This is a genomic window from Psychrobacter sp. Sarcosine-02u-2, from assembly GCF_002836335.1.
Classification (GTDB): domain Bacteria; phylum Pseudomonadota; class Gammaproteobacteria; order Pseudomonadales; family Moraxellaceae; genus Psychrobacter; species Psychrobacter faecalis.
In genome coordinates, this window is the sequence record NZ_PJBX01000134.1 from 1 (window position 1) to 23997 (window position 23997).

At 43.4% G+C, this 23997-nt stretch carries 24 protein-coding genes; 9 read left to right on the forward strand and 15 right to left on the reverse strand.

Features of this window, described 5'->3' with window-relative positions; translation table 11 throughout:
• Positions 1-215: 215 nt before the first annotated feature.
• A complete protein-coding gene (pssA, locus tag CXF58_RS04970) occupies positions 216-1157 on the reverse strand; it encodes a CDP-diacylglycerol--serine O-phosphatidyltransferase (protein WP_102076780.1) in 942 nt (313 codons plus the stop codon).
• A 10-nt stretch (positions 1158-1167) separates the two neighbouring features.
• A complete protein-coding gene (locus tag CXF58_RS04975) occupies positions 1168-2043 on the reverse strand; it encodes a 23S rRNA (adenine(2030)-N(6))-methyltransferase RlmJ (RefSeq protein WP_102076781.1) in 876 nt (291 codons plus the stop codon).
• A 140-nt stretch (positions 2044-2183) separates the two neighbouring features.
• Here CXF58_RS04975 and CXF58_RS04980 point away from each other — a divergent pair, with 140 nt between their 5' ends.
• The 4 genes from CXF58_RS04980 to CXF58_RS04995 all read left to right on the forward strand — a co-directional run bounded on the left by CXF58_RS04980 (position 2184) and on the right by CXF58_RS04995 (position 5602).
• Entirely contained in the window at positions 2184-2939 is a 756-nt protein-coding gene (locus CXF58_RS04980; protein ID WP_102076782.1) for a 2OG-Fe(II) oxygenase, read from the forward strand.
• 51 nt (positions 2940-2990) lie between these two features.
• Positions 2991-3368: a hypothetical protein gene (locus CXF58_RS04985; protein ID WP_102076783.1), complete on the forward strand. Its 378-nt coding sequence runs from the start codon at positions 2991-2993 to the stop codon at positions 3366-3368.
• A 279-nt stretch (positions 3369-3647) separates the two neighbouring features.
• Entirely contained in the window at positions 3648-4853 is a 1206-nt protein-coding gene (gene dapE / locus CXF58_RS04990) for a succinyl-diaminopimelate desuccinylase (protein WP_102076784.1), read from the forward strand.
• A gap of 17 nt (positions 4854-4870) precedes the next feature.
• On the forward strand, positions 4871-5602 hold the full coding sequence (locus tag CXF58_RS04995) for a hypothetical protein (RefSeq protein ID WP_102076785.1): 732 nt from the start codon (positions 4871-4873) through the stop codon (positions 5600-5602).
• Positions 5603-5833: 231 nt separating this feature from the next.
• Here the strand turns inward: CXF58_RS04995 and CXF58_RS05000 are convergent, their stop codons facing one another.
• From CXF58_RS05000 to CXF58_RS05025, 6 genes are all read right to left on the reverse strand, one after another.
• Positions 5834-6331, reverse strand: a complete 498-nt coding sequence (locus tag CXF58_RS05000) for a GyrI-like domain-containing protein (RefSeq protein WP_102076786.1) — start codon at positions 6329-6331, stop codon at positions 5834-5836.
• Positions 6332-6397: 66 nt separating this feature from the next.
• Positions 6398-6607: a Fe-S cluster assembly protein IscX gene (gene iscX / locus CXF58_RS05005; protein ID WP_102076787.1), complete on the reverse strand. Its 210-nt coding sequence runs from the start codon at positions 6605-6607 to the stop codon at positions 6398-6400.
• A gap of 179 nt (positions 6608-6786) precedes the next feature.
• Positions 6787-7323 carry an acyl-CoA thioesterase gene (locus tag CXF58_RS05010; RefSeq protein ID WP_102076788.1) on the reverse strand — a complete coding sequence of 179 codons (537 nt, stop codon included), beginning with the start codon at positions 7321-7323 and terminating at the stop codon, positions 6787-6789.
• Positions 7324-7457: 134 nt separating this feature from the next.
• Positions 7458-8858, reverse strand: coding sequence for an NAD(P)(+) transhydrogenase (Re/Si-specific) subunit beta (locus tag CXF58_RS05015; RefSeq protein ID WP_102076789.1), 1401 nt, complete (start codon positions 8856-8858; stop codon positions 7458-7460).
• Complete coding sequence (locus CXF58_RS05020) at positions 8855-9202, reverse strand: proton-translocating transhydrogenase family protein (RefSeq protein ID WP_219621723.1); 348 nt, start codon at positions 9200-9202, stop codon at positions 8855-8857. Before CXF58_RS05020 ends, CXF58_RS05015 begins: the two co-directional genes overlap by 4 nt.
• 114 nt (positions 9203-9316) lie before the next feature.
• On the reverse strand, positions 9317-10474 hold the full coding sequence (locus CXF58_RS05025) for a Re/Si-specific NAD(P)(+) transhydrogenase subunit alpha (protein ID WP_102076791.1): 1158 nt from the start codon (positions 10472-10474) through the stop codon (positions 9317-9319).
• Between the two features lie 501 nt (positions 10475-10975).
• Here CXF58_RS05025 and yaaA point away from each other — a divergent pair.
• Positions 10976-11776, forward strand: a complete 801-nt coding sequence (yaaA, locus tag CXF58_RS05030; protein ID WP_102076792.1) for a peroxide stress protein YaaA — start codon at positions 10976-10978, stop codon at positions 11774-11776.
• Positions 11777-11982: 206 nt separating this feature from the next.
• On the opposite strand, the gene groL is transcribed toward yaaA, so the two are convergent.
• Together groL and CXF58_RS05040 are read right to left on the reverse strand one after the other, a co-directional pair.
• Positions 11983-13632: a chaperonin GroEL gene (groL, locus tag CXF58_RS05035; RefSeq protein ID WP_068406798.1), complete on the reverse strand. Its 1650-nt coding sequence runs from the start codon at positions 13630-13632 to the stop codon at positions 11983-11985.
• Positions 13633-13758: 126 nt separating this feature from the next.
• Positions 13759-14049 (reverse strand): co-chaperone GroES, encoded by a 291-nt coding sequence (locus tag CXF58_RS05040; protein ID WP_068406801.1) that lies wholly within the window; start codon positions 14047-14049, stop codon positions 13759-13761.
• Positions 14050-14642: 593 nt separating this feature from the next.
• On the opposite strand from CXF58_RS05040, the gene CXF58_RS05045 reads away from it, so the two are divergent.
• On the forward strand, positions 14643-15413 hold the full coding sequence (locus CXF58_RS05045; protein ID WP_102076793.1) for a DUF3108 domain-containing protein: 771 nt from the start codon (positions 14643-14645) through the stop codon (positions 15411-15413).
• A gap of 93 nt (positions 15414-15506) precedes the next feature.
• Here CXF58_RS05045 and CXF58_RS05050 read toward each other — a convergent pair whose 3' ends face one another.
• A complete protein-coding gene (locus tag CXF58_RS05050) occupies positions 15507-15995 on the reverse strand; it encodes a hypothetical protein (RefSeq protein ID WP_068406803.1) in 489 nt (162 codons plus the stop codon).
• 69 nt (positions 15996-16064) lie between these two features.
• On the reverse strand, positions 16065-16682 hold the full coding sequence (gene wrbA / locus CXF58_RS05055) for an NAD(P)H:quinone oxidoreductase (protein ID WP_102076794.1): 618 nt from the start codon (positions 16680-16682) through the stop codon (positions 16065-16067).
• 273 nt (positions 16683-16955) lie between these two features.
• On the opposite strand from wrbA, the gene CXF58_RS05060 reads away from it, so the two are divergent.
• The 3 genes from CXF58_RS05060 to CXF58_RS05070 all read left to right on the forward strand — a co-directional run bounded on the left by CXF58_RS05060 (position 16956) and on the right by CXF58_RS05070 (position 21785).
• Positions 16956-18509: a YihY family inner membrane protein gene (locus CXF58_RS05060; RefSeq protein ID WP_102076795.1), complete on the forward strand. Its 1554-nt coding sequence runs from the start codon at positions 16956-16958 to the stop codon at positions 18507-18509.
• Positions 18510-18774: 265 nt separating this feature from the next.
• Positions 18775-20367 (forward strand): DUF2254 domain-containing protein, encoded by a 1593-nt coding sequence (locus CXF58_RS05065; RefSeq protein ID WP_369811255.1) that lies wholly within the window; start codon positions 18775-18777, stop codon positions 20365-20367.
• Between the two features lie 143 nt (positions 20368-20510).
• Positions 20511-21785 (forward strand): cation:proton antiporter, encoded by a 1275-nt coding sequence (locus tag CXF58_RS05070; RefSeq protein WP_102076796.1) that lies wholly within the window; start codon positions 20511-20513, stop codon positions 21783-21785.
• Between the two features lie 117 nt (positions 21786-21902).
• Here CXF58_RS05070 and CXF58_RS05075 read toward each other — a convergent pair whose 3' ends face one another.
• The 3 genes from CXF58_RS05075 to CXF58_RS05085 all read right to left on the reverse strand — a co-directional run.
• Entirely contained in the window at positions 21903-22460 is a 558-nt protein-coding gene (locus tag CXF58_RS05075) for a DUF2127 domain-containing protein (RefSeq protein WP_102076797.1), read from the reverse strand.
• Complete coding sequence (locus CXF58_RS05080) at positions 22453-23634, reverse strand: dihydroorotase (protein WP_102076798.1); 1182 nt, start codon at positions 23632-23634, stop codon at positions 22453-22455. Before CXF58_RS05080 ends, CXF58_RS05075 begins: the two co-directional genes overlap by 8 nt.
• Before the next feature lie 80 nt (positions 23635-23714).
• Positions 23715-23997, reverse strand: a 283-nt coding sequence (locus tag CXF58_RS05085) for an RNA-guided endonuclease InsQ/TnpB family protein (RefSeq protein ID WP_145989800.1), incomplete at its 5' end; no start/stop codon positions are given.

The following is a 23997-nucleotide window of genomic DNA, read 5'->3' on the forward strand; positions in this document are numbered from 1 at the left end:
GCTTTATCAGTCTACGTAGAAGTAGTTTGATGTGTTCTTTCTCGCTAATGGATGTTTATTCAGTGCCAAAGCTCTTTGTAAACGCCCTTCCCTTTCGACTGGGTGGCATTATACGCGCTTTTAGTAGGGGGTCAAGGGGGTTTGAAAATTTAAATTGATATATCTTCTAACCCCTTGATTGCTTAGGATTTAAATCTGAGATTTTGGCTTTAGTCTTACATTTTACTCTTTAAGGTGGTTACGATACCTGATAATGCATAGATGATACCGATGGCTAAGATGCCTACAGGGATATCATATAAGATGATACTCATGACCAATACGCCGATGATAAGCACCACAAAGGGTACTTTCTTTTTATCAAACTCTTTAAAGCTATAGTATTTGACGTTACTGACCATCAATAAGCCGCAGATAACCACCCACGCGGCAAATAAGAACATGATGGCAGTATCGTATTGCCCGATCCATTCATTATGATCGACCGCAACCATGACAGCTGCGGTAACCAAGATAGCCGCGAGCGGACTTGCCAAACCGACGAAATATTTTTTATCGACAATGCCGACCTGAACATTAAAACGTGCCAGACGAAATGCGGCGCAAGCGGTAAAGACAAATGCACAGCCCAAACCAATGCGACCTAACGGCTCTAAAGCAAAGCTATAAATCAGGATTGCAGGCGCAACGCCAAAAGCCAACATATCAGCGAGTGAATCATATTGCTCGCCAAAAGGGCTTTGGGCATTGAGCATACGCGCGACGCGTCCATCGGCGCCATCAAGGATAGCGGATAAGAAAATCGCCAGTGATGCTTTATAAAACTCGCCTTGGGTACTGGCTAAAATAGAATAAAAACCCGATAGTAAAGATAAAGTGGTAATCAGATTGGGCGCTAAATAGACACCGCGACTGACCACGCGCTTACCTTCGGCTACCTCTGCTTCAATCACTTCAAAGGTCAAACCATCATAATTGTCATTATCCGCTAGGCGAATATTGAACTCATGCTCATCGACAAAAGGCGGCTGGGTGGCAGCACTCTCTTGTAAGAGCGGCTCTTTTACCAACCCGTCATTCATAACCTTGTCGGTTACCAGACTGTTCTCTTTAAGGCTATCTTTGCCCATGCTACTTGATGATTGATTCGTCGTCATAACGATATCCTTATTCGCCGACCAGCCAGCGCACATTGGTGGCACTATCAGGAGACATGTCTGGGGCATCTGCAACTTTTAACACCGGCTGCAAGAAACGCAAAATATCACGTGCATGATTGTCAAATTGCCAAGGCGGATTGATAACGAGTAACCCTGTACCATTTAAGCCGACAGCGATGTCGTTAGGATAGATATTGAGCTCGCAGACCAATTGACGTCTCATTTCAGTTCGTTTTAGCTTTTTGTAAAACAGCTCAACCGCTTCCATGTTTTTAATTGGGTACCATAACGCGTAAGTACCTTGTGGCCACTTATTATAAGAATGTACCAATAAATCAATCAGGCGGGTAAAGTCTTTATGCTCTTGCTCGTAAGGCGGATCAAGGAAAATCAGACCGCGCTTCTCTTTTGGTGGAATCACCGCAGCGATACCTTCAAAAGAATTGCGATGATGAATACCAATCGGCAATTTATGTAGCTGATAATTTAGCGCATCGTATTCACTGGCTTTGGCTTCAAACGCTTCACCGCGCACGCCGGCGTCAGGATTTTTTTCAACATGATGGGCAATCCACCAAGGTGAACCAGGATAGACTTTTTTGTCATACGTGAAACGCGCTTGCTTAATACCTTCCATATAGTCTTTGACGGCCGCCGGTGCTTTTTCGATATCCGCTTTTAATAAAGCTTGGATACCGCCTTTGGCTTCACCTGTTTTGCGCGCCTCTTCACTGCCGAGCGAATACAGTCCACGACCGCCGTAAGCATCCAGCACATAAAAAGGTTTGTTCTTTTGCCCCAATTGATTCAGCAGTTGTACCAATAAAATGTGTTTAACAACATCGGCAAAGTTACCGGCATGATAGGCGTGTTTATAATTCATAAGATCAAAAGTTTAAATAAGAAAAATTGCATCTATGGTAGCATAGGCAGAGTAAAAGATAACGATGGTTTTGGTAAAAAGGCATGGATTGGCTGTGTATTGACAGTGAATGGCATGTTTATTGATAACGGCGAGGCAAAATGACGCAGATTATTAGCAATCTTGAGGTAACACAGTTAGTCGTCGATCAACCGATTGGAGCGGATAACCCGCCACTACTATACCTACCTAGCGATGACGAAAGTCAAACGCCGCTCACTCAGCGTGAATTACAATTTTCCGACTTTGATGTCGATTGGCAAAATAAGCTAACCGATAAACAGCTAGATACGTTTGTAGACGATGGCTGGATGATTATTGACGATGTGTTTGGAAATAAAGCGCTATTAGCTCTGCAATCTGAGAGCGGTTTTATTGACTATCGTGACGCCGAGCTGACGGCCGGCATTCGGGTTAGCGATATTCGCGGTGATCGCATTCGCTGGATTACCGAAAACTTTTTTGCAGGCTACTATTATTTGCAAAGTATCAATGCGCTTGCTGCTTTATTCAATCAAAGCTTGTTTGCTGGTACTCGCCATAGTGAGGCACATTACGCTTGTTATCCGGTAGGTTTTGGCTATCAATGGCATAGCGATAATCCAGCTGGGCGTAATGAGCGCGTTATCTCAGCAGTGTTTTATCTTAATGATGATTGGAGCGATAGTGACGGCGGCGCTTTAGAAATTGTCGATAAACATGGCGTCCATCATAATGTCATGCCTGTTGCCAATCGACTGGTCATATTTGATAGTGACTTACAACACCAAGTGCAAATTGCCCATCGGCAGCGCTATTCTATCGCGACTTGGATGCGCCGTGATGGTCTAGTGCCTTTTGTTGAGGATAATATTTAAAGTCCATTAGCTATTACTTTAAATAAGCCTTGTTAATTAAGGATAATGATAATGCATAAAACCTTATATAGAAGCGTGCTCTTAATTGCTATGTTCCCTCTGATTGTGAGCTGCGAGACACTTAATCATCAAGCCGCTACTCAAAAAAACAATGAGTTATTTTTTACCTATTATTTGCCAAAATCCACGCCTGAAGAACCTCTAATAATTAATCCGACTGTTATTACTACTGAATTCAAATATAAGGATGGGTGTTTACTTGCATTTGATGGAAGCAGATGGATGACACCTGTATTTCCCGAAGGACATGCAACTTTTAATAGTCATCATAAGACTTTAAGATTATTAGGAACGAGTTATAAAATGGGTGATGTGATTTCTGCAGCTGGCTACGTGCATGCTTACAACAGTGACAAAGTTAAAAATTAGGTGGTGTGTCAAAAAGTATGCTGATTAAAATTTGAACAATTTTGAAGCCTTGAAAAGCCCTATAGAATCAGAGAACTTAGCATAGATTTCTTATTGACTTTTATCGCCAGCATACTTTTTAGAACACCACCAAAAATTATAGTAATACCCCAGCCGAAAAGTGCATTACAGAGTATCTAGCAATATATTACGGCGATTATGAAAAAATTGACTTGGATAAAAACTAAATTTTTTCAGACCTCAAATTATAAACATCAAAACAACATATCTAGGACTGTCATGAGTTCAGAAAATAATAGTAAAACCCATCAACAAGCAACCTTAGACTTAAGTATCGCCCTACTTGAACGTCCATCCGTTACCCCCGATGATGATGGCTGCCAAGATATATTGTCAGAGCGACTGACGCAGGCTGGATTTGATTGCGAGTTTATGTATTTTGGTGAGAGAAACCAAAGCGGCGAACATGCGGAAGTCAAAAACCTTTGGGCACGCCGTGGCACCACTGATCCGGTTATTTGTTTTGCTGGTCATACCGACGTCGTGCCTACAGGCGACGAGAACAATTGGACTTATCCGCCATTTACGCCAACCATTGCCGATGGTTATTTATGGGCGCGCGGTGCAGCTGACATGAAAACCGGTATTGCTGCTTTTACCGTTGCCGCTGAGCGTTTTGTTGCTAATCATCATCAGCACAATGGCTCTATTGCTTTTTTAATCACCGCAGATGAAGAAGGCCCGTCCATCAATGGGACGGTGAAAGTCATTGAAGCGCTTGAAGCACGTAATGAAAAAATCACTTATTGCTTGGTTGGTGAACCATCAAGTACCGACACGCTTGGTGATATCATCAAAAACGGTCGCCGCGGCTCATTGGGCGCAGAGCTTACCGTCACTGGCAAACAAGGCCATGTTGCCTACCCGCATCTGGCTTGCAATCCGATTCATGCGGCAATGGCGGCGTTAGCAGAATTAACCAATGCTACTTGGGATAACGGCAACGAATATTTCCCTGCGACTTCTTTGCAAATCTCCAATATCAATAGCGGTACGGGCGCAACCAACGTTATTCCTGAAACGCTAACCGTTATCTTTAACTTCCGCTTTTCTACAGAAACGACGGAAGAAGAATTAAAAGCGAGAACTCATGCTATTTTTGATAAATATTTTGAGAATAGTAAAGCCAGCTATGATATTCATTGGAAATTATCCGGTCAGCCATTTTTAACCCCAGAAGGCAAACTTGTAACGGCCTGCCAGCAAGCGATTAAAAAAGTTACTGATATCAATACCACGTTATCAACGTCTGGCGGTACATCAGATGGACGCTTTATCGCGCCAACGGGTGCACAAGTGGTTGAGCTTGGCGTACGTAACGCCACGATTCATCAGGTCGATGAAAAGGTAGAAGTAGATGATTTGGGCAGATTAGCGCAGATATATGAAGGGATTTTGGAGAATTTATTGTTAGGTGATAAGTAATCTATAGGGAAGCGGTTATGAAAATATTTAAAATCAATAAACCTCTTTTAATTTGTGTAGCCACTGGCTTTAGTTTAACAATAAGTGCCTGCGACAATGCACAAAAAATATATCCTAACATCTATACTGATAAAACAGAATCTGGAAGCAGTACTAGCTATGACTATTCTAATCAATCCAATTCTATTAACCACTCATCTAACTCTATGACTCAACTACAATGGTCTGCACTCAATGATGATGAACAAGTTAATGAGATAAAACGTATTATCGAAAATTATGGCGGTGAGTTGCAAGGGCTGGCTTATTCAAATACAGGAGTCATGGCAGTAGCTGATATTTATGTACTGAATGCTGATATATCAGAAACTGACCGGCTAAAATTAGCTAAAACATTATCAGAGTTGGTAGGGACATCTATCGTAATAAACATTTTAGACAGTAAAGTAATTGATGATATGGGAAGCCTGAAAACTTCACAGCTATCAGTAATTAACCAAGATCAGATAGAAAATTTTTCGATTTATAATGACGAACATGTTAACGAAGTAGCGAGTATTGTAGAAAGCTACGGCGCTAAATTGCAATCTCTTGGTTACTCAGGCGATTCAGAACTCAACCTCTCAATCAGCTACTACCCCAAAAATCTTACCAAGTCTGATTTTGAAAATTTAGAAAGAGAGTTAAAGCAGCTAACGGGTGTTAATATCACCGTGTTTAGAAAGAGTATAAGTATTAAGCCGCTTTAATCTACCTTTATATACAATCATTCAATTGTTGGGTTACGCTTGAGCTAACCCGCCCTACAAAACCTTCAAATATTGTAGCTAGAATGAGTGAAAAGTAATATCGATACATCACGCACTGCTGATATCAATTTTTCTTGCTTGCTGGGCCTGCGCAGACAGAGGCTACAAAAAATTGATATCAGCAATACTGTAGCGTTTTTAGAATATCTTGACTATATATTCTAAATATCTCTACTCAATCCCAATATAAACATCAACTTGTCCATACTCTAAATTACCATCAATATAGTGCTCAAAATCGACATTATAAGTGCGAGTATGCTCACAGCTTGGGTCGTTAAAGTACTCCCACGCCTTCTCCCACGCATTCATCACGGTATTAGGCATATTGCCTGTTTCTGAAAAGACTAAGTATTTCCCGGCAGGAATGGCTATTGTTACAAGACTGCTCGTATTAGTCGCCGCATCATTTGATTGCTCCTGCTCGCTGTCCACTTCCCAACCAGCGACAACATCAAACGCCCCTACTAAATCAGCACTTTCATAATTGTGGTAGATACCATAAATATCCTGACCTTCAGGCAAGTCTCCCATATAGTTTTGATAAAACTTTTGCCATAAGCGGCCTAATTTTGCCGTTTCGTAGCTGATTTCAGCGTGATTGGTGGTACGTACGCTAATACCCTTACAAGCTATCGCTTCGGGTAGCTCTTTAATTTGTGATGTCATGATGCTGCTTGCCCTGTTGTGCTGTGTGATTTTTATTTGATGTGCGATTAAATGAGCAAAACTGCCTTAATCCGCTTCATCAATCCAATTCATTTGAATGGCTTCTAAGATACCCTCGTTTGATTTTTGCGGATCATCATCAAAACTTTCTAATTCCGTTACCCAGCGATGCAAATCGGTAAAGCGAATGTACTGCGGATCGGTCTCGGGGAATTTTTCATAAAGCTCAATAGCGATATCTAAGCTGTCTGTCCATTTTAGTTTTTGCGGGCTCATGGTGGCTCCTTAGCTGTTATTTATTTTATAGCTTTCATCGAACTAGCGGTTAGTTTGACCAGTTGTTTGTATAATGTTTGTCTAACGCTTTACTTGCTCACTTACTAACCTCTATCCTATCAAAATTCGCCAACTGATTATAGACAAGTTCGTTATACTGCCTTTGTTGCTTTATCTTTTTATTTTGGTTCTGCAGATTTAATCGCTACTTGATGCTGATTCCAAGAATCAATGACCTCATTTGTCTGCTCACCTGTCATATCCAATATCTCTGGTGCACATTTGCCTTTTTTATCGGTTAAGACAAACTTAGTCATACCAACGCCCATTAACTGATTTTTTACAAAAAAGCGCGTTTCAAAATAGACGTATTTTTTATCCCAGCCGACAAGCGTACTATTTACCGTCATTTTATTCAGGAATTTAATTTCTTTGAGATAAACCATTTCTTGCATGGCAATAATCCAGCCGAGATTTTTAAGCCCCTTTTGATGACAGCAGGCCATCAGCCATTTAGTGATGTTTAACTCGATAAAAGACAAGTAGCGATAGTTGGGCAAATGATCGCGAAAGCCCATGTCATGTGGCAATACGCGATAGTAGCGTACAATTGGTTTGGTTAATGTCTCGACACTTAGGTGTTCATTAGCCGTTTGCTGTTTCAGCTGCTGCTTTAATAAGCTGACCATAATAAAAAAACGTATCAACATGTTCATAAAGGAAGTCTCTGCACGGTTATTCTGTATTAATGATGAGTAAATATAGCTTCGATAAAGGCTGCCTACCTTAACGCAAAAAAAGCCACCTCAGTGACTTTTTCGTGAAAATATTATTAGTAGATGATTAGCAATTAATGACCGCCGCCATTGATACTACGTACCATCTCTTCAACCATTTTCTTGGCATCACCAAAGATCATCATGGTTTTGTCCATGTAGAACAAGCTGTTATCTAGACCTGCATAGCCCGTGCTCATTGAACGCTTGATAACCATGACCGTCTGCGCTTTATTGACTTCTAAGATTGGCATACCAAAGATTGGGGATGATGGATCATCTTTTGCCGATGGGTTGACAACGTCATTGGCACCAATGACTAAGACCACATCGGTACTGGCAAAGTCGGAGTTAATCTCATCCATCTCAAGAATGTCATCGTAAGGCACGTCAGCTTCCGCCAATAGCACGTTCATATGGCCTGGCATACGACCAGCAACCGGATGAATCGCAAAGCGAACATTGACGCCTTCCTCTTTTAATAGCTCATACAATTCTTTGACCGCGTTTTGAGCACGGCCCTGCGCCATACCGTAGCCCGGTACAATCACTACGCTGCTGGCATTAGACATGAGGAAACCTGCGTCTTCTGCCGAACCGGCTTTGTAGTTTTTAGGTGCGCCATCATCTGCACCTGTAGCGGCAGCTGTCGTACCCATACCACCAAACAAAACGTTTAGTAGAGAGCGGTTCATGGCTTTACACATGATGTAAGATAAAATCGCGCCTGATGAACCAACGAGCGAACCTGCGATAATCAGCATCGAGTTGCCAAGGGTAAAACCGATACCCGCTGCTGCCCAACCTGAAAACGAGTTCAATAGCGACACAACCACGGGCATATCACCGCCACCGATTGGCGCAATCCACATCCAACCAAATATCACGGCCAATACGGCCATCGCATAAAAAGCTGGCAATGAATCGGTCATAAAATAGACGATACCAAAGCCAATCATCGCGATAAATAAAATTGCTTGTACTGGCTTTACCCAGCTGCCTACTAGGGTTTTTGCCCAACTTTTTGCGGCCAATTTACCAAAGGCAAAAACAGACGCTGAGAAGGTGATCGCACCAATAAAGCAACCGATAAACAGTTCAGCACGGGCGACAGCGCCATGCTGTTGCTCAGTATGCAGTACGGTCGCTAAGGCAATCGCCACCGCCGCCAAACCAACAAAGGAGTGCATCAAAGCCACAGTTTCTGGCATTTGGGTCATGGCGACCGTTTTTGCTTTCCACATACCAACGAGTGCACCCAATACCATGGCGCCGATGATTAACCACAGCACAGGGCCTTCGGCTAAGAAAAAGGTCGTTGCAACTGCAATTGCCATCGCTACCATACCAAAGCGGTTGCCACGAATGGCGGTTTTTGGACTAGAAAGACCACGCAACGTTAAGACAAAAAGGATAGCACCGATTAAGTAAAACCAATCCGCATTTGCTGCAATCATATTTGTTAAATCGCTCATGCATCGCCTCCGCTTTCAGTCGTCGCAGTTTCAAGCGCTGGCGCTTTTTTTACTTTTGGTTTAAACATTGCCAGCATACGCTCAGTCACCGCAAAACCACCAAAGATATTGATACTGGCTAAAAATACGGCAAAAGCACCGAGCAAGCTGGTTGGGGTAAACATCGCGCCGTCAATGGTGACGGTTTGTAGCATCGCGCCGACGATAACGATACTTGATAAGGCATTGGTTACTGCCATCAATGGCGTGTGCAATGCTGGCGTGACGCCCCAAACGACGTAATATCCGACGAAAATAGCGAGCACGAATACCGTGAAAATCGCTACAAACGGTGTGCTACTCATGACCGCACCCGCTGGCGCTGCCGCTAAAATAGTGGCAATCATCTAATCCTCCTAAAAATTTGTTCGTGTCTGGCAAATGTAAGGTAGTGAAATTCGAGACTGGTTGTTTAAGGCTTAGCGTTTAGCAAGACGTACTTGGTTGTCATGCGTCACTGCTAACGCTCCTTGAATCTCATCATTCATGTCTAAATTCAGTGCCAGCGTTTTCGCTGAAGCGTCGTCTTTAGCTGCAGGAGCCATTAAAGTAGTGATAAAATTAACAAGGTTATTGGCATATAAATCTGAAGACTGCGCCGCCAGTTGTGATGGGATATTGGCTGCCCCGACGATACGCACACCGTTTGGCGTGGTAATGGTTTCATCGGGCACGCTGCCTTCGACGTTGCCGCCTGTACCAGCAGCCATATCAATCAGCACTGAGCCAGCTTTCATTTTGGCAAGCGTTGCTCCGTGCACTAAGCGCGGTGCGTTACGTCCAGGAATCTGCGCGGTGGTAATAACAATATCTGCGTTGCTCAAGGCTTTATCTACGACAGCAGCCTGATCTTTGATATATTGTTCAGAAGGCGTCCATGCATAGCCGCCCGTGGCTTTGGCTTTTTGCGCTTCATCTTCACTCATTGGCACGTCAAGCCATTTACCACCCAGTGATTCCACCTGTTCTTTGGCAGCAGGGCGCAAATCACTGGCTTCAACGACGGCGCCCAAACGCTTCGCCGTCGCAATCGCCTGCAAACCTGCGACCCCGACACCTAAGATAACCACTTTGGCAGGTTTAACCGTACCCGCTGAGGTCATAAACATCGGAAATGGACGCGAGTATTCATTAGCAGCAAGCAATACCGCTTTATAACCGGCAAGGTTGGCTTGTGAGGATAAAACATCCATATTTTGCGCACGTGACAAAGTACGTGGCAATAATTCCATGGCAAAGACGGTGGCACCTTTGGCCGCATAAGTATCTAGCTGGCTATTGCGATATGGGTCAAGCATACCAATGACCACTTGTCCGGCTGTTAAATGCTCAGTCACCGCTGCTGGCAAATCATTGACGGTAGTAACAATTTGCGCTTGGTTGACGACCTCGGTACTACTGTTGGCAATATCAGCACCCGCTGCCTGATACAACTCATCAGCGTAATACGCCGCTTGACCTGCACCTGACTGAATGACGACTTCAAACCCTAGTTTAAGTAATTTTTTTACCGCGTCTGGGGTTAGCGCTACCCGTTTTTCACTCGCGCTATCTGCACTAATAACACCGATCTTCATACCGTCTCCTTACTTACGTCAAATGACTATACTCACGTTTAATGACTATCTTTTAACACCCGCAACGCATCTTTAAAAAGCACAGGGGACAAAAAAATCTTTGGTCGCGGTTGGTTAAGAACTTAAGACCAAAGATTATCAATTTAATAAATGATAGCTCCTTTGCCATCATGCCTTTTTATTATAGAGATAACATCTGCAAACTTTCATTGCCTAATGATGACCCACAAGTAAAATAAAAAGTTAGGCATTTACACCATCATCATAACTTTTATTGTTATATTAAAAACTTTTATTTTTTCCAAAAGCGCGCAAAACCTGTAAGCTATTAGCTCACAACAAATATAAAAACCGGCTTAAGATTTGACATATGTCTATGATAACGCTTAAAAATACAAAACCGCTACGACTAAGTCAAGATAAAATGCGGCCTAACGTATAATAAGAAAACTTGACCGCTCAATAGAACACTCATTGACCTACTATAAATAAGGAATAACCATGTATTTTTTACTTTCCCCCGCCAAATCGCTTAACGAGAAAGATGCTGTACCAGTCAATTTCGGCAACTACTATAGTCAGCCCGAGCTGATTGAGCATGCGCAGGTGCTCATGAAAGACCTAAAAGCCAAAGAGCCGATTGATTTGCAGGAGCTAATGAGCATCTCTGACGATTTGGCGCAGCTTAATGCCAAACGCAATCAAGACTGGGTTTGGAGTGCAAATACTCCTTTTACGGGCGACAATGCTAAACCAGCGGGTTATTTATTTGATGGGGATGTTTATACTGGGCTTAATATGTATCAGATGGACAAAGATACTGCTATTTATGTCAACGAACACTTGGGTATTTTATCAGGTCTTTATGGCGTGCTTAAACCGCTCGATTTAATTCAACCTTATCGTTTAGAGATGGGCACCAAGCTAAAAAATGAGCGCGGGGATAACTTATACGAGTTTTGGGGCGAAGAAGTGACTCAAACAATCAATGCGCGCATGGCAGATAGTGATGACAAAGTTTTAATTAATCTTGCTTCTAATGAATACTTTAAGGTAATAAAAAAGAAAGCACTAAATGCGCAAATTATCACGCCAAGATTTGAAGACGAGAAAAATGGTCAATATAAAGTGATTAGTTTTTATGCCAAAAAAGCCCGTGGACTAATGGTAAAATATGCTGCGGATAAAAAACTGACCAATGCAGAGCAGCTAAAGCAGTTTGATTTGGCAGGCTATTATTATGTCGATGAGCTGTCTGACGATAAAACGTGGGCTTTTAGACGGGATAAAGCGAGTCAGTAGTCTTCAAACAAATATCTAATTTGCATAAGAAAACCCCGATAAGCTTAGCCTATCGGGGTTTTTTTTGAACTAGGTTTAACAAGTACGTTATAACAAAGTCATACTTCTAGCGAAAAGCGATTTGTCGAGGAAGACACGCGAAAATAGTACTTATCGTACATTGAGCGCGGCTAACAAAGAGAAATCGCTTTGTAGCAGAAGTAAAATTACATCATACCGCCCATGCCACCCATACCGCCCATTCCACCGGCAGCGCCCATGCCAGCCATACCGTCATCACCTTGCGGTAAATCAGTAATCATAACTTCAGTAGTAAGCATGAGGCCTGCTACAGATGCGGCATTTTCTAGTGCTGAACGTGATACTTTTGCTGGATCAAGGATACCCATCTCTAGCATATCGCCGTATTCGCCAGAAGCAGCGTTATAGCCATAGTTACCGCTACCGCTCTTGACTTCATTAACCACTACTGACGCTTCTTCGCCTGAGTTGGTCACGATTTGACGTAATGGCGCTTCCATCGCACGGCGAAGGATTCTAATACCGGCGTTTTGGTCATCGTTATCGCCACGTAGCTCAGACAATGCATTCATCGCACGAACGAGGGCAACGCCGCCACCAGGGACAACGCCTTCTTCAACCGCTGCACGAGTTGCATGTAGGGCATCATCAACACGGTCTTTCTTCTCTTTCATTTCAGTTTCAGTCGCCGCGCCTACTTTGATAACGGCAACGCCGCCAGCAAGTTTTGCCATACGCTCTTGTAGTTTTTCTTTATCGTAGTCAGACGTTGATTCTTCAACTTGACGTTTGATAGATTCAACACGGTTCTCGATGTCCGCTTTGTTACCAGCGCCATCAACGATCACGGTGTTTTCTTTACCGACAGTGACTTTCTTGGCTGTACCAAGTTGCTCTAGAGTAGCAGTCTCTAGGCTTAGACCAATCTCTTCAGAGATAACCGTACCGCCAGTTAGCGTTGCGATATCTTCTAGCATGGCTTTACGGCGATCGCCAAAACCTGGTGCTTTAACCGCACAAGTTTTTAGACCACCACGCATGTTGTTTACAACTAAAGTAGCCAATGCTTCGTTTTCAACGTCTTCAGCAATGATCAGCAACGGCTTGCTTTGCTGCATGACTTGCTCAAGTAATGGCACGATTTCGCGGATATTGCTAATTTTTTTGTCAACAAGCAAGATATATGGGTTTTCAAACTCAGCGGTTAAGCTGTCTTGTTTGTTGGCAAAGTACGGGCTGATATAACCGCGGTCAAACTGCATACCTTCAACCACTTCCAAGGTATCTTCAAAGCTTGAACCTTCTTCAACGGTGATAACGCCTTGCTTACCAACTTTTTCCATCGCTTGGGCAATCAGCTCACCGATTTTGGTGTCTGAGTTGGCAGAGATAGAACCTACTTGGGCAATCGCTTTTGAATCATCAGCTGGGGTTGATAACTCATGGATTTGCTCAACCGCTGCACGTACCGCTTTATCGATACCGCGTTTTAGATCCATTGGGTTCATGCCAGCAGCAACCGACTTCATGCCCTCAACCAAGATTGATTGCGCCAATACGGTTGCAGTCGTTGTACCATCACCAGCAACATCGTTGGTACGGCTAGCCACTTCACGCACCAATTGTGCGCCCATGTTTTCAAATTTGTTTTCAAGCTCGATTTCTTTGGCAACCGAAACCCCATCTTTCGTGATGGTAGGAGCGCCAAAAGATTTATCGATAACCACGTTACGACCTTTAGGGCCTAAGGTTACTTTTACTGCATTTGCTAGAACGTTTACACCGTCCATCATTTGTTTACGGGCATCAATGCCGAATTTTACGTCTTTTGCCATGTTAAATTACTCCACTATTATAAGTATGAGAATGCAATGAAAGGTTTCAATGATATTTTTTATAAATGCTCTTGGGTATAACTGTTGTTGGCTAAAAATCGTTAGCCAAAATTTCCTTATTGGTAATTAGCCTTCTAGCACACCCAGTACGTCTGATTCTTTCATAATCAATAGCTCTTCGCCGTCAACTTTTACCGTTTGACCCGCATATTGACCGAACAAGACTTTATCGCCAACTTTTACATCTAACGCGCGAGTTTCACCGTTGTCACGAATCTGACCGTTACCGGTTGCTAGCACTTCACCTTGAGAAGGTTTTTCTTGAGCTGAACCAGGAAGCAAGATACCACCAGCCGTTTTTGTTTCTTCTTCGATACGGCGGACGACAATACGGTCATGTAAAGGACGAATATTCATCGATACGACTCCAAAATTTGGTTAGTTAACATAAGGGTTTATTTGAATGAATGATCTCAATACCAAGATCTAGCAGAATGTCTGCTTAAAAACAGCATTCTTTAGATAAGCTTTGAGCTTGTATCAGAAAGTGGGGGCAAGGCAAGTTTGCTTCAAGTGTAAAGCCCAAAAATTTACAAGATTTTTGCATGACACTGCCCATTTAATCAGCAGTGCGAGCGATAAAAGAAGGTGTCATTGGATTACCCACTCTTAAAGGCTTTGGCATTGCTTCAAAACAACAAGCCTTCCATCAAATAATAAGAGAGAAAATAAGCGCTTATAACTGAAGCTTTTAGCGGTATCAGCCAATTAACTTCCGCATTTCTTACCGAGCTTACAGCAAGTTACGACGTCTGCTCGCTTTAGCTAAACCAGCAACATTGACTACAATAGCTTAACTCTTACCTCTTTCATTGCCCTTGAAAATGTAACAGAGTATGACAATATATAAGGGTGAGCACATAACAATCCCTATAAATAATAGTTAAATAAAATACAGTCGCTTTAATCGAAGCTGCCAATACAGCTTGAAACCAAATTAAGGAATATCCATGAGTTTTTTATCACAAAATAAACAATCCCTAACAACCCATTCTAATAACCCGAAACGCAGCAATTCTAAAATTTTAAGCGCCTTAACGACTGGCGTGAGCATTGCTGCGATTGGAGCTTTAAGTATGACCGCACCTACCCTTGCCAGCGCCAAGAGCGTTGAGCCCTCAAGCGCGAACTATAGCTTTACCATTGAAGATAAATATAAAGGTACGGCCACCCGTACGTTGAATAAATCTGGTAATACTTGGAAATACAATGTCAATGCTCGCGTTGCTGGTGTTGCCACCGCCGCGCAAAATAGTACCTTTAGCATTAACGGTAATAATGTGGTACCGACCCAAGCCAGCACCACTTATAAACTATTGGGCGTTGGTCGTACGCATAAGTTGGACTTTAATCCAAGCAGTAAAAAGGTAGTAAGTAACTATCGCGGCAAGTCGACGACGATGAATATGGCGCAGCAAGCCTTTGATGATTTGAGCCTTGAGGTGCAAATTCGCCAAGATTTATTAAATGGTAAATTCTCTGGCAACTATTACATGGCGAAAAAAGACAAAATTGAGAAAACGCCTTTTAAGAAATCGGGTAATACTAAAATCACCGTACCAGCTGGGACGTTTGATACCGTGCGTGTCGACCGCGTGCACGATGACAATAGCCGCTCGACCAGTTTTTGGTTGGCGCCAAGCTTAGATTATCTGCCCGTTAAAGTCAGTCAAATTAACGATGGTAAAAAGATGGACTTAGAATTAACCAAAGTCAATTAAACTATTCTCTTTGTATAAATGGATAACAAAAAAGCAGCGCTCTAAATGGAGCGCTGCTTTTTTGTTATCCGTATAAAACTGTCTATGTGAATTTTAGCGAGAACGTGGCTGTTTAACGACATTATTCATTGACGGTAGGCGTTTTAACAAGATAAATAACCAGACGTTGATGGTAAATAATAATACAAAATCAAGCAAATAGACCATTATCTCCGCCCAACTACTGCCATAAATGCGGGTAAATAACACCACCCCACTCGCGCCAAGATAAACCAAGGTAAACATACTGTCTATCAATAGCGCATAAGGCGAACGCCCGCGTAACATCGATGGCGTTAAGACCAGCGCCGGTAGCAACCATAATGCTTGCCAAGCGATACCACCAACGATATCGGGACGACTAGGATTAAAGACGCTGATTAAAATCGGCAATGCCAATAATCTAAACGCCAGCCAAACCAACCACGTCACCATCAAACGCTGACGTATGGGCGCTATCGGCTTTTGCGCATTAACTATCTCAGGCGTTTTTGCTGCGGGCGTATCGATATTACTGTCCTGCTTGGAGTGATTAATAGCCATGAGAGATATGTATTTCCTAATTGATAACAGCAAGCGGCAATAGTTAGAGGTCAATTCACTAGATAGTAATTAACGCTTCCAATTGGCTTGCGCTAAGGCAGACGCGGTAATTGCCAAACGCCGACCTTGGGCAATCGCCAGCTCGCGCTCATCTGCCGATACCGGTTGGTCGTGTAACGTGCCGCTGACATGACTTGCGCCATAAGGCGAGCCGCCACGCTGCGTTCTATTTAACGCAGGCTCAGCATAAGGGACGCCCACAATCATCATGCCATGATGCAATAGCGGCATCATCATCGTCAGCAAGGTCGTTTCTTGCCCGCCGTGCATCGAACCGGTAGCCGTGAATACCGCAGCGGGTTTATTTTGCAGATTGCCAGCCAGCCATAGGGTGACGGTATTGTCCCAAAAATACTTCATCGGTGCGGCCATATTACCAAAGTGCGTCGGACTACCAAGGGCAAGCCCGCTACAATCTTTTAAATCATCCATGGTGCAATAAAGGTCGCCTTCATCAGGAATGGCAGGCTTAGTTGCAGTGGTTTCAGGCGCGACGGTCGGCACCGTACGAATACGCGCCGTCATCCCAGCGTCTTCAATACCTTGAGCAATGGCATATGCTAATGTCTTAGTCGTACCATAATTTGAATAATAAAGCACCAAAACATAAGGGGCGGTCTGACTCATTAGCAAAACATCCTTACAAAATTGTTAAAATAAAATGTCAAAGGCGCGTCAACCATACTATGAATGACCCGCATGAATAATAGATGTGCACATTATGCCCGAGTCATGCACTGACAGCAAACAAAGCCCATTTAGCAATGGCGTTTTGTAGATGCTATAGACAACCATATAAACCAACGCTGACTCAGTGCATTTTGACACAATTCAATGGCAGATTCTGCACGCTTACTTTTGTTACACTATTCGCACTCTTATTGCCGTTAAATGGTTGTCATGGAAAATTTATTAAAAAAAATCCCTTTTTTACACCAACGTTGGTTTCAGTTTCTCCGTTTTTTGACGCGGCACTTTTTTGAAGACAACTGCCAACAAAAAGCCGCCTCGCTAACTTATACGACGCTATTATCGATTGTACCTATCTTAACGGTACTATTGATGATTTTGTCGTCAGTGCCAGCGCTTGCGTCGGTCAGAGCGCAGATTTATGAAGTGATATATAGCAACTTGTTGCCGCAATCGAGCTTGCAGGTCAGCAAATATATCAATAACTTCGCTGAAAAGTCATCTAATCTGACCATCATCGGTTCGATGGTATTGTTTTTTACCACCATCATGACTTTGACCACCATTGAGCGCGCTTTTAACCAAATCTGGCGGGTAGAAAACCGTTCTGGCGGCATGAAAAGTATTCTGCGCTACTGGACGATTGTGACGTTAGGTCCACTGATTCTAGGCACAGCATTTATTGTCTCAAGTACGGTGCAAAGCTTAAGTTTCTTAAACCGACAAATCGCCGGCTACGGTATCGACTGGTCGTTTTGGATTCAAGTCGTCTCTATTGCGGTCACGGTGGCTGGTTTTATCAGTATGTACTGGTTTATACCCAAAGCGCGTGTCCCGGCAAAAAATGCGGCGATTGCTGGTGTCTTTGTGGCGATTATTTTTGAGTTAATGAAAAACCTCTTTGGGACGGTCATGGCGAATTTTACCAGCTATGAGGCTATTTATGGGGCGTTTGCCGCGCTGCCGATTTTCTTATTATGGATCTATTTGTCGTGGAATTTGATTTTGCTCGGCGTTGAGATTAGCTATACCTTGACGATTTTTGAGACCGAAGAGGTCTATCCGCGCCATCCACTCCTAAGTTTGCTTGATATGTTAAATCTCATTTATACCCATCATTTAAAAGGCGAAGCGGTCAGCGAGCAAGCACTGCGTAATGTCCTAGGGCGCAAAGAGTTGCCGAAATGGTATACCTATATTAACTATCTGCAAGACAGTAATCTTATCACCATGACCGAAGAAGAAGATTATGTGCTGAAAAAAGATTTGAGCAAAATGACCTTGTGGGATTTTTATCGCACTCTGCCTTACCCTTTGCCTATCAAAGATGAGCTTGATGAGATGAGCATTGAAGACCAAAAACCTTGGCTGAGCTTATTGGTTGATCGCTTTGAAAATACAGAAGCTTATGCCAAACAGCAATTGGCTTTACCATTGAATATGATTTTCGCTCATAGCGAACCCCGTAAAAAATCTGAGGAAAGTGCAGCAAATTCAACTAAAAATACACGCTCTAAACTCTTTAGGAAATCTAGCGAGGCAACTCCTAACTACCTATCTAAAAAAGATAAAGATAGGGATAACGTCACGCCGGACTTTGATCCTATCGCTTATGATAAGGACAGCGACGTAGAATGCGATGAGAATAACAATGAAATTCTCATTCCTAAAGATATTGGCGACAATAAACCTTCTACACTTCACCACAGAATTGGGAAGAGAGACGATATTATTACAGAAGCGGATAAGCCTATAATAAAGTAAGCTTATGTTAAGTAAGCTAACTATCATTTTTTATCTTCGTTACAACATATAAATAAGCTCCTATCATAGGGGCTTATTTTTTACTAAATTTTTAAACGATCCTATTTATATGGTAAGGTAATTCCTTTTAGGCCTCGTTATTTAGTGAGGCAATAGCACGGCTTTTTTCAATAAAACTTGTTTAGTTTTTAGGTCATTTTTGGAGCGCACTATATTGGATAAATACCCTAAAAATGGCTGGTTTAAGTCGCTATCACTCTCCCTCATGCACAGGTTAAAGCAATTTGCCCAGCTCTGGTCGCTACAGACGCTATTGGATTTACCCGATCGCCTAAAAAATCTGTGGCAGCAGCTGATTGGTTCTTATTGGTTTATTCCTAGCGCTTGTGTGTTAGCGGGTATTCTACTCGCGCCCATATTGGTCACGATTGATGAACATTTTGACCGCGAGACGGTTAGAGAGCTAAGTTTTGCTTTTACCGGCGATGATGAGGCCGCCCGCGCTATTATGACCACCATTGCCGGTGCCGTACTTGGTGTCGCTGGTACCACTTTTTCGATTACCATTGCCGTGTTATCAATGGCGTCTTCGCAATTTGGCCCCAGATTGCTGCGTAACTTTTTAACCGATACGCCCAATCAATTTGTTTTAGGCGCGTTTATTGGCACCTTTAGCTATAGTTTATTGGTGTTAAAAGCGATTCATAAATACGACGTTGCCTTTGGTGTACCGCAATTGGCCGTGACCTTCGGCATTATCATGGCAATTATTTGCGCGTTATTGTTGGTATATTTTGTGCAGCATATGGTGCATGCGATTCAGGCATCGCATGTGATCGAAGGCGCCAGTAATGAGGCGATTAAGAATATTCACTACTGGTATAAAGACCGCTGTGATATCAAGCATCAACGTGACGTTGAGCACCAAGATATCGAACAATTTCACACTTGGTCTGCAACGCCGATTTATGCGCCAAGCTCGGGCTATTTGCAGCAAATCTATCTTAAGTCACTGGTAACTCTGAGCCAAGATTATGCAGGCGTGGTGCAAATCAAAGCCAATCTTGGTGATTTTGTCACTGATAGAAATATTATCGGCTATTTTTATCAGCGCCCAGCCAACCATCCAGACAACCGCCAGCAGACCAACACACCAAAACTTGCTATTGTGCCGCGCCCCCCAGATAGCTTGTTTTGGCAGCGCTTTGCTGGTTGTATCCGTATTGAGCAGCGCCTAAGCCATTCTAACGATATCGCTTATAGTTTAGGACAAATGACCGAAATTGCGGTACGCGCCCTCTCTCCAGGAATTAACGACCCAAAAACTGCGGTCAATTGCGTACAGTCTTTGACCAGCTGCCTTAGCATCATGATGCGTCGTCAGCCGCCAAGCCCCTATCATTTTTATATAAAAAATCCAGACAAGTCGACGCCAGATAAAACAAAATATGATAATAGCACTATTGAAAACGTAAGCCATAAACCACGCGACGCCATATTAGCCGTCGTGACTCATACCCTTAAAATATCCGACTTTATCGATATATCGCTTGGCGAGATACGGCGTTACGCGACCGCGGACTTGATGGTGTTAAAGGCGCTTTGTCAGGCAATGGTAGACCTTAATTATGCCAAAGTTAATAATGCTCAGCAGCAAACGTTACTACATGAGCTGACATTGATTGAACGTGCGGGACAAGACAATCTCAGCTATCGAGCCTTGGTCGATGACTTAAGCGCCATGTGTGCGCAGGCCAAGCAGTTTATTCTCAGCGACAATGACCAATATCAATACTTTGCTTATGTCGCTAAGTTCGATGCTCATATTCATCAAGCTCTACAAACGCAATCAAGATAGCGTTTAAAACAATCTTTATTACTAAAAATAAGTTTATCATTCATAACTGGTAAGCCAGCGCGAAAATAACTAAAATAAAACCCTATCAATCCTCCTAAGCCCTAAAATTGGGACGACTTTTTATCATTATTTGAGACCTTTTTATGGCCCCTACCAGCAGCTTGACCGTACTAGAAATCAGCGCTATTTTTTTATCGATTACTGCCTTATTAACTTATGTCAATCATCGCTTTATCGGCTTACCAACGACTATCGGCGTGATGGTAATCTCCATTTTATTATCTATCGGCGCGATATTTTTGGGCTTTTTAGGTTTTGATCAGCTCATTGATTACGAAGTGAGCTTATTAGAACAGCTTGATTTTACCGAAGTCTTATTGGACGGCATGCTGTCTATGTTGCTCTTTGCGGGCGCGCTACACGTCAATATTGGCGATTTAAAACGTTATAAACTGCCCATTGGTATCCTTGCTTTTATTGGCACCATCGTATCGGCGTTACTCATTGCCGCTGCCCTTTATTTTATGCTGCCGCTATTTGGTTTTGGCCTGCCGTTTTTGTGGTGTTTATTATTTGGCGCTTTGATATCGCCGACCGACCCAATCGCCGTGATGGGTATTTTGGCCTCAGCTGGCGCACCAAAAAGTATTGAAACGGTCATCGCTGGTGAATCACTATTTAATGATGGTATCGGCGTGGTTATTTTCGTGCTGCTGCTCGGTATTTTATCCAGTGGCGATATCCCAACGGCCAATTATGTTGCCCATACCTTAGCCGTTGAAGCTGGTGGCGGTATAGTCTTTGGTTTAGTGCTCGGCGCAGTTTTGTACTACATGCTTAAAAGCATCGACAGCTACCAAGAAGAGGTGTTATTAACGCTGGCGGGCGTCATAGGCGGCTATGCACTCGCCAGCCATTGGCATTTATCAGGGCCACTTGCGATGGTGATGATGGGCTTAATGGTAGGTAATCGTGGACGCGCGCTAGCGATGAGTGATAAAACGCGCCATTATATTGATTTGTTTTGGGAATTAATTGATGAAATTCTTAACGCGATTTTATTTGTCTTGATTGGTTTAGAGGTGGTGATGATTGCTTATTCGGGCAATTTATTTATCGCTGCTGGTTTGACCATTGTTATTGCCCTAGTTGCACGCTTTATCGTCGTCGGCATGACCACCAAAACCTTTCATCGTCAGCTTGATTTGCCAAAAGGCGCGTGGAAAGTGCTGACATGGGGCGGATTGCGCGGTGGCATTTCGGTTGCTTTGGTGTTGCAGCTGCCAGCAGGCGGCGAGCGCGATATTTTATTGGCGCTGACTTATGCGGTGGTGATATTCTCTATTTTGGTACAAGGTTTGAGCGTTGGTAAAGTCGCCAAAAGCATTCGTACCGACGAGAAAGTCGCAGAAATATAAGCTTTACATAGTTTTCATTTAGCCGTTTTAATCAAAGAAATGCCAGTATAAGAGGATAACTTATACTGGCTTTTTTAGGTCTCTTAAACCCGTTTATTGGTTTGTATCACAGCCTAGTTATATCAAACCTTTGCGCTTCATATTGCGATAAACCACGATAACAATAATAATATTTGATATTAAGATGGCAAGCTTAAACCAGTCAAATGGGCTAGCAAACAAATAATAAATCTCAATAGGAATAAATATCCCGTAGCCTAACACCCCAAACCAATATGCCCAAGTTTTATCTTGCCACAAACCATAAGCTTCAAGAAAGCGCAAACTGGCATAAGCAAAAATGAGCAATAAAAATACTGGCCAATTTTTGCTTGCCTGCTGCGCTATGCGTACCGCACTATCAACTTGCGGTGCTAGCAGTTGCCCAAAGACTTGCTGCCAAGACGCAGTCGCTGTCGTTAGCCAATGCTCAAGGTCACTATGCCAGGACCATAAAGCCCCCGCCCCTAATAGCGCACCAACGCCTTTGACCACTTCATAGATTGCCACCGCTTTGATCGATTCGCTAGAGGTACTAGCGCCACTGCGCGGTGTATGCGGCTGACTGGTTAAATCTTGGTTATTATCCTTCGAGGATGGTAGCAGACTGTCATCCTGTCTGGGCAAATTAGGCAAAGAAAGTCTCCACCACACGACCCTGCAACTGCTCATTAAAGAACGGCGTGTTTTTCCCATTTGACAGCATGGTTTCTGTGGTTACTTGCCACTCAAGATTGGGATCGACCAACACCGCGCCGCCGATACTTTCATACTTCTCACTAATGCCCGCAATTTTTGCGGGGTTCAGACAGATTTTATCGACCAGTTGATCAAGCGTTAATACTTCATCGCGTACCAACTGACAGGCCAGCGCCATAAAGGTATCAAAGTTTGAGATACCAGGCGTACTCTCAGCAAAGGGTGCTTTTTTAGCGGTACTATTTAGCGGCTCATGATGGCTGCAAATCGCATCAATAGTGCCGTCTTTTAGCCCGCGGCGAATGGCTTGCTGATCGGTATTACTACGCAGCGGCGGTAGCACATAGGCTTGGGCATTAAAGCCTTTTAAATTATCATCGGTTAAATACAGCTGATGCATCGCCACATCACAAGTCACCGGCAGACCTTTGTCTTTCGCCCAGCGCATCAGCTCAATCGAAGACTTACAAGATAATTGGCTAAAATGTGCGGCAATACCCGTTTCTTCTACCATCAATAACTGCGTTGATAAAGCAACCGTTTCTGCAATCCAAGGAATGCCTTGCAAACCATGATACGAAGCGATATAACCTTCATGTGCCACGCCATCACCAGAGAGACTTGGCTCGTCAGGATAAAAGAATACTTTCATGCCAAAAGTCGCCGCATACTCCAAAGTACGCAGTAACACTAAGTCATTACGAAAAGGTCGACGCGCATTAGAAACTGCGATACAGCTGCCTTTTTTCAGACCAGCGATATTTGATGGTCGCTCGCCTTCTAAGCCTGCGGTCAACGCCCCTAAAACATGCAAATAAATACCGCCATCACTCAGCGCCCGCTCACGCAAACCTTTTAATAGCGAGCCATTTTCTAAAATGGGGTTGGTATCAGGTGGAATCACCACATGCAAAAAGCCATTGCCACGGGCCGCACGCCCTTCTGACTCTAACGTACCGTGTTGTTGTTGACCCGGTTCGCGTAAACGGGCGCATAAATCAACCAAGGGAGGCAGTAGCCACATTTCGCGCTCTGACTCAAGAGAAGCCAGTTTATGGGTTACTGTGTTTGGTAGCCCGTCTTTAAATGCTTTTGGAAGTAAGTCGTGCATATGAATATCTGAATTCGTAATGTGAACCATGAGCGTTATTACCGTATCAATAAAATGGGATAATTGACTTCCTCCCCTCCCTAAAGTGAGGGGATTCCTACTACTAGACGCTCAAGCCCGAGCGCGAGAATGTTTTTTGCCGCATTAATATCGCGGTCATGAGTGACACCGCACTCGCAAAGCCATTCTCTTATTCCTAAGTTTGCTCTACCTTTCGGACTGTTTTGGCGTGAGCCACAACACGAACAAGTTTGGGTGGTGTAACTTTCATTCACCTCATCATAGTAGCAACCTGCGTTCTCGCACTTATAGGTCAGTTGCCGCTTAATCTCAAACCAACCTGCATCATAGACGGACTTGCCT